Origin of the sequence: Tepidimonas thermarum (genome assembly GCF_007556705.1) — a bacterium.
Classification (GTDB): Bacteria; Pseudomonadota; Gammaproteobacteria; order Burkholderiales; family Burkholderiaceae_C; genus Tepidimonas; species Tepidimonas thermarum.
Genome location: NZ_VJOL01000080.1, coordinates 1 through 6185 on the forward strand (window position 1 = coordinate 1; position 6185 = coordinate 6185).

4 protein-coding genes are annotated in these 6185 nt (G+C 67.7%); all 4 read left to right on the forward strand.

The genetic code is table 11. From position 1 onward, the window contains the following. Positions 1–118: 118 nt before the first annotated feature. The 4 genes from Tther_RS12580 to Tther_RS13660 all read left to right on the forward strand — a co-directional run bounded on the left by Tther_RS12580 (position 119) and on the right by Tther_RS13660 (position 6069). On the forward strand, positions 119–2779 hold the full coding sequence (locus Tther_RS12580) for a bifunctional acetate--CoA ligase family protein/GNAT family N-acetyltransferase (protein WP_143904403.1): 2661 nt from the start codon (positions 119–121) through the stop codon (positions 2777–2779). 220 nt (positions 2780–2999) lie between these two features. Continuing rightward, entirely contained in the window at positions 3000–3545 is a 546-nt protein-coding gene (locus tag Tther_RS12585; protein ID WP_143904405.1) for a phasin family protein, read from the forward strand. A 251-nt stretch (positions 3546–3796) separates the two neighbouring features. After that, entirely contained in the window at positions 3797–5374 is a 1578-nt protein-coding gene (locus Tther_RS12590) for a methyl-accepting chemotaxis protein (protein WP_143904407.1), read from the forward strand. Positions 5375–5391: 17 nt separating this feature from the next. Next, on the forward strand, positions 5392–6069 hold the full coding sequence (locus tag Tther_RS13660) for a GGDEF domain-containing protein (protein ID WP_143904409.1): 678 nt from the start codon (positions 5392–5394) through the stop codon (positions 6067–6069). The last annotated feature ends 116 nt before the right edge of the window (positions 6070–6185 follow it).

A 6185-nucleotide genomic window follows, 5' to 3' on the forward strand; every position in this document is an offset into this window, starting at 1 on the left:
CCCCACGCCTGTTGCACCCCGGGGGGCAGGTGCGCCTGGGCCTCGATGGCCGCGCGCAGCCGTGCCGGGGTCAGCGGGGGCGGGCACGGCACGCCCCCACCACGGAGCCTCCCGCACGATGAGCATCCGCAACCTCGACTACCTGTTCGCGCCCCGCAGCATCGCGGTCTTGGGCGCCTCCGACCGCCCCGACAGCGTGGGCGGCACGGTCTGGCGCAACCTCGCGCGCGGCTTTCACGGCGAGCTCTTCGCCGTCAACCCGCGCCAGCCCGACCTGGGCGTGCCGGTGGCGCGGGATCTGGACGACTTGCCCCACGCCCCCGACTTGGCGGTCATCTGCACGCCACCGGCCACCGTGCCCGAGCTCATCGCCCGCCTGGGCGAGCGGGGCACGCGGGCTGCGGTCGTGGTCACCGCGGGCATGGACGCACGGCAAAAACAGGCCATGCTCAGCGCCGCGCGCCGCCACACGCTGCGCATCCTCGGGCCCAATTGCATTGGCATGCTGGTGCCGCACCTGGGGCTCAACGCCAGCTTTGCCCATGCCGACGCACAGCCGGGCCACATCGCGTTCCTGTCGCAATCCGGTGCGCTGGTCACGGCGGTGCTGGACTGGGCCAACGACCGCGGTATCGGGTTTTCGCATTTCGTCTCGCTGGGCGAGCACGCCGACGTGGACTTTGGCGACTTGCTCGACTACCTGGGCAGCGACGCGCGCACGCGCGCCATCCTGATGTACGTCGAGTCCGTGACGGCGCCGCGCAAATTCATGTCCGCCGCGCGTGCCGCGGCGCGCAACAAGCCGGTCATCCTGGTCAAATCCGGGCGCTCGGCACAGGGCAGCCGTGCCGCGGCCTCGCACACCGGGGCGCTGGCCGGGTCCGACGAGGTGTTCGATGCCGCCATCTCGCGCGCCGGCATGCTGCGCGTCAACACGCTGCACCAGCTGTTTTTGGCGGTGGAGCTGCTGGCGCGCTTTCGCGACAACCGCAGCGAGCGGCTGCTGGTGCTGACCAACGGCGGCGGCGCGGGCGTGATGGCGGCCGACGCCGCCGCCCACATGGGGGTGGAGCTGGCCACGCTGGCGCCCGATACCGTGCAACGGCTCGACGCGGTGCTGCCCGGCAACTGGTCGCGCGCCAACCCGGTGGACATCATCGGTGATGCCCCGGCCCAGCGCTACGTCGATGCGCTGCGCATCCTGCGCGAGGACCGCGACAGCGCCATCCTGTTCATCCAGGCCCCCACGGCCATCGTGCCCAGCGCGGCCATCGCCGAGGCGCTGCTGCCCCTGGCCAGCGAACGCCCGCCGCGCGTGCTGGGCTGCTGGCTCGGCCACAGCGCGGTGGCCGAGGCGCGCGCGCGCTTTCGCGCCGCGGGCATCCCCGACTACCCCACGCCCGAAGAGGCGGTGCGCGCGTTTTCCTTTCTGCGCCAGTACCACCGCCACCAGGCCGAGCTGATGGAGACCCCACCGGCGCTGCCCGCGGGCCTCGCGCCGGACCTGCCTGGCATCCGCCAGCTCGTCGAGCAGGCGCTGGCCGCCGGGCGCGAGTGGCTGACCGAGCCCGAGGCCAAGGCGCTGCTGCGGTTGGCGGGGGTGCCCGTGACCCCGCTGCACAGCGTCGCCGCCGACCCCCAGGCCGCCGTCGCCGCGGCCGAGGCGCTGGGCTACCCGGTGGTGCTCAAGATCCTGTCCCACGACATCACGCACAAATCCGACGTGGGCGGGGTACGACTCAACCTGCACGATGCGCAAGAGGTGCTCGAGGCGGCCCGCGCCATGCTCGAGCGGGTGGCGCAACGCCGGCCCGATGCGCGCATCGAGGGCTTTACCGTGCAGCCCATGGTGCAACGCCGCCACGCGCATGAGCTCATCGTTGGCGCCAGCATCGACCCGCTCTTTGGCCCGGTGATCCTGTTTGGCCAGGGTGGCACAGCGGTCGAAGTCCTGGCCGACCGTGCGTTGGCGCTGCCCCCGCTCAACGTCGCGCTGGCCGAGTCGCTGATCGAGCGCACCCGGGTGGCCCGGCTGCTGCGCGGCTACCGCGACGTGCCACCCGCCCACCGGCCCTCCATCCACACCGCGCTGCTGGCCGTCTCGCAGCTGCTGGCCGACGTGCCGGAAATCGCCGAAATCGACATCAACCCGCTCATCGTCGATGCCGAGGGCGCGGTCGCCCTCGACGCACGGGTGCGCGTCAGCCGCGATCGCCCCGGGGGTGCGGCCCACTTTGCCATCCGCCCCTACCCGCAGGAGCTGGTCGAGACCCTCGACTGGCACGGCGAGACGCTGACCGTGCGCCCGATCCGACCCGAAGACGAAGCCCAGCACCTGGCCTTCCTGGAAAAAGTGGACCCGGAGGACATCCGCCTGCGCATCTTCTACAGCCGGCGCAGCATCGAGCACAGCGAACTGGCGCGCCTGACCCAGATCGACTACGACCGCGAGATGGCCTTCATCGCCACGCGCACCGGCCCCGACGGCCGCCCAGAGACGATCGGCGTGGTGCGCGGCATCTGCGACCCCGACAACGACACGGCCGAATACGGCATCCTGGTGCGCTCGGACGTCAAGGGCCGCGGCCTGGGCCGGCTGCTGATGGAGCGGCTGATCCGCTACCTGCGCGGCCACGGCACGCGCCGCATCGTCGGCACCGTGCTGCGCGAAAACAAGGGCATGCTGGCCCTGGTGGAAAAGCTCGGCTTTGCGATCCGGCCGCACCCGGAAGATCCGGAGCTGCGCTGGGTGGAGCTGCCCCTGCAAACCGGCCACTGACGCCGCGCCGGCGGCGATCGTGGCCGCGACGACGACCGTTCGTCGTTTTTTTGCTGCGCCGCAACAAAAAGGGCTTGCATTTCGACACCGCTGCCCTATACTGAAGCCATGTTGCAGCGCAGCATGAACACCCGGTGATCGAGGCCGGATGCGGAAATCCCGCAGGCAGGTTGCGCGCCATGGCCCATTGCCCATCCACCCGCTCACAAGGAGTCCCACCATGATGACCATCGAACAAATCGTCGCCCTGCACAAGAAGAACGCCGCCACCGCGTTCGACCTGGGCGAAAAAGCGCTGGCCGGCGTCGAAAAGCTGACCGAGCTGAACCTGCAAACCGCCAAGACGCTGATGGCCGAAACGGCCGAGCACACCCAGGCCTTCCTGGGCGTGAAGGACATGCAGGATCTGGTCGCCCTGCAAAACGCCATGCTGCAGCCCGTCGGCGAAAAGGTCGCGGCCTACAACCGCCATGTGTACGACATCGCCTCCAGCCTGAGCGCCGAGTTCGCCAAGGTCGCCGAGGCCCAGGCCGCCGAAGCGCAAAAGCAGTTCGTCAGCGCGCTGGACAGCGCCGTCAAGAACGCGCCCCAGGGCAGCGAGCCGGCCGTGGCCGCCGTCAAGAACGCCGTGTCCACCGCCGCCGCGGCGATGGAGTCGGTGCAAAAGGCCGTCAAGCAAGCCACCGAACTGGCCGAAGCCAACCTGAAGGCCGTGGCCACGACCGCGGTCAACGCCACCAAGTCGCCGCGCGCGGCCAAGGCCTGAAACAAACCACGGGCCCTCGCGGCGTACCGCGCCGTTCTGAGCCGCCAAAACCATCAAGCCGCCAGGGGCATTCCCTCGGCGGCTTGTCTTTTTTATCCGACACCAAAACCATCGCGCCCCCACAGGGGTTGCCAGGAGCGCATCAGTATTTATTGATAAAAATAATAACCAATGCGGTTATTGATTAAATAACTATTGACATCCCCCCCCAGCGAGAAAATCAAGCGAGCCTTTTGCCTCGCTGCCGAGCCATGCGTGTCAATCTGCCCGTCACCCAGCACAACTATCCCTTTCCCAAGGGCTATACCCTGGTCTCGACCACGGACCTCGAAAGCCGCATCACCTACTGCAACCCCATGTTCGTGGAGGTCAGCGGCTTTTCTCGGGAAGAGCTTCTGGGCCAGCCGCACAACATCGTGCGCCACCCGGACATGCCGGCGGAGGTCTTCCGCGACATGTGGGACACGCTCAAGGCGGGTAAGCCATGGACCGGGGCCGTCAAAAACCGACGCAAAAACGGTGACCACTACTGGGTGCTGGCCAACGCGACGCCGCTGCTGTACGACGGCAAGACCATAGGCTACCTGTCGGTGCGTACCGAAGCGAGCCCCGAACAGATCGCCGCGGCCGAGGCCCTGTACGCGCGCATGCGGCGCGAGGCCGAAACCGGCCGCCCCACCGTGGGACTGCGCGAAGGCCACCCGGTGGCGCTGGGCTGGCGCGGCGCCCTGACGCGGCTGCGCCCCACCACATCGGGGTGGATCCTGCTGGCCTTGCTGACGATGCTGGCCGTGGCCTCCGGCCTGGGGCACGGGGCGAAGTCGCTGCTGGGCGACAACACCGCTGCCATTGCAGCCGAACTGACCATCGAGGCCGTGCTCGCCCTGGCGCTGTGGCGTTGGCTGCACCGCCGCACCTTGGCCCCGGTACAGCGGGCGCAAAACCTGGCGACCCGCATCGCCGGGGGCGACCTCAACCTGGCGCAAGAGCGCATCGACGCACCGGCCCCCTTCGGCGCGCTGCTGCGTGCGCTGCGGCAAGCGGGTCTCAACGTCTTTGGGGTGGTGCGCGACATCCGCGACGAGGCCACACAGCTCGACGTCGCAGCGCAGGAGATCGCTGCGGCCAACCAGGATTTGTCCAACCGTGGTGAGTCACAGGCCAGCGCCTTGGAGCAGTCCGCCGCGAGCTTGACACAGCTGGTCGAGACGGTGCGCGCCACCACCGCGTCGGCCCAGCGGGCGGCCCAGCGGGTACAGACCGCCAGCGACGCCGCGCATGGCGCAGCTCAGCAGGCCGAGGCGCTGCGCAGCGCGATGGACCATACCCGCGCCACGGCAGAGCGCATCGCCCAGATCACCCACATCATCGAGAACATCGCCTTCCAGACCAACATCCTCGCACTCAACGCCGCTGTGGAAGCGGCCCGTGCTGGCGAAGCCGGGCGCGGTTTTGCCGTGGTGGCTGGGGAGGTGCGCGCCCTGGCACAGCGCAGCGGCCAAGCCGCCAAAGACATCAAGGCGTTGATCGATGAGACGGTACAGGCCGTGGACAGCGGCGCCGAGCAGTCCCAGCGCACGCAGGCCAGCATGACCGCTCTGCGACACGATGTGGACGATGCGCGAACCCTGGTGCAAGAGATTGCCGACGCCAGCGAGCAGCAACTGGCCGCCCTCAGCCAACTGCAGCAGGCCGTGCAACAGCTCGACGACATCACGCAACGCAACGCCGCCATGGTCGAGGAGGTGGCGGCATCCGCCGCCGCACTGCGCGCACAAAGCCAACAACTGCAACAGGGAGTGGGGCTGTTCCGCGTCGACAACCGCTGAACACGCCCCAGCACACGATGCGATCAGAATTTTTTCAGGCGCTGCTGCGCTCTTTGCAAGACGGTGTTGTCGTCATCGACGAGCGCGGCACCATCGAGCTGATCAACCCAGGCCTCGAACGATTGCTGGGATATACCGAGGCCGAACTGAAGGGTCGCAACGTCAGCCTATTGATGCCGCTCCATCACGGTGCTCGACACAACGATTGTATTCAGCACTACCTGACAACAGGTGAAGCTCGCATCATCGGCAAAGACATCCCCATACAGGCCCTGCACAAAGACAGCTCATTGGTGGATGCGATGCTATCGGTCACCGAGGTCTCGCAGGGCGGACACCGGTATTTCGTGGGTCGGCTGCGGGATCTTCGGCCGCAGTTGCGGCAAGAGCGGGAATTGCAACATCTGGCCAACCACGACCCCATCACCGGCTTGCGCAATGGAGCTGCCTTGCGCAGGACACTGTCGGAAACCAGCGACGGTCAGGCTACACACCTGGGAGCGCTGGCAATCATAGACATTGAGCGATTCCGCATCATCAACGACACCGCTGGTCACCGTGTCGGTGACTGGCTGTTGCAACAGATTGCCCAACGCTTGGTCATCCACGCCCCGGTGAATGCCGGGGTTTTTCGTTGGACCGGCGACGAGTTCGTTCTATTGCTGCCATCCGCGCCATTGCTAGGGAACCACTGAACAAAAAAGCTCGTACACCGCACACTCGCTCACGCTCGCTGTGAGGTCAGCGCAAATCACCCCAAGGCAGCCTCTGAGGCGCCCAAAGTGCCCTCGCGGCGGTGCAAAACCCGCCC

Excerpts from the sequence above, each read along its gene's own strand:
- Tther_RS12590 (WP_143904407.1), top strand. The coding sequence starts at position 3,797 with ATGCGTGTCAATCTGCCCGTCACCCAGCACAACTATCCCTTTCCCAAG.
- Tther_RS12585 (WP_143904405.1), top strand. The coding sequence starts at position 3,000 with ATGATGACCATCGAACAAATCGTCGCCCTGCACAAGAAGAACGCCGCC.
- Tther_RS12580 (WP_143904403.1), top strand. The coding sequence starts at position 119 with ATGAGCATCCGCAACCTCGACTACCTGTTCGCGCCCCGCAGCATCGCG.
- Tther_RS13660 (WP_143904409.1), top strand. The coding sequence starts at position 5,392 with ATGCGATCAGAATTTTTTCAGGCGCTGCTGCGCTCTTTGCAAGACGGT.